Source organism: Shigella sp. FJ200513, from assembly GCF_040495915.1.
GTDB lineage: Bacteria > Pseudomonadota > Gammaproteobacteria > Enterobacterales > Enterobacteriaceae > ECMA0423.
Map to the genome: position 1 here is coordinate 1 of NZ_JBDYCV010000275.1, position 601 is coordinate 601.

The window sequence follows — 601 nt, forward strand, 5'->3', positions numbered from 1 at the left end:
TCATTGGAGCACCTGTGTTGTTCTGAGGTGAGCATATCACCTCTGTTCAGGTGGCCAAATTCAGTGTGCCACTTCATACCGACGCAATCTCAGGCATGACGGATAGTTATTTAATGCGCCTTCACGATGAGCTAAAATCACTGTATGAATGTGGTCTCAAACACCCAACTGCTTGAACAGCGTATCGCCGATTTTTTTACGCTTAGTGATGAGCATAAGAAAGCCAGAGTATTACTTGATACTCTGGCCTGTTCCTGTCCGGCCAGGATTTTTGGCGGGATGGTGCGTGACTTAGGCTTGTATGGCGTCGATGGATTCTCTTCAGACCTTGATATCGTCATCGGTCGCTCCCGTGAGGAACTCTTCCAGACATTGGCTGAACTGCCCGTCAAACAACTGCGTTTTAATAAGTTTGGTGGGATCCGTTTTCGTTATCACGACTTCGAATTTGATATCTGGAACCTCAATGAGACATGGGCATTCCAGGAAAAACTTATATTTTGTGAGGATGAATCAAGTCTGTTAAATGAGGTAGCCTGAGTTTAACGGACACTCCTTCCTGAAATAGAATGGCATCAGAAGGAGCTAATAATGAGCAGAA

General features: G+C 45.1%; 1 protein-coding gene. It reads left to right on the plus strand.

The genetic code is table 11. From position 1 onward, the window contains the following. The first annotated feature begins 144 nt into the window (after positions 1–144). Positions 145–540 (plus strand): hypothetical protein, encoded by a 396-nt coding sequence (locus ABZJ92_RS22185; RefSeq protein ID WP_001103659.1) that lies wholly within the window; start codon positions 145–147, stop codon positions 538–540. The last annotated feature ends 61 nt before the right edge of the window (positions 541–601 follow it).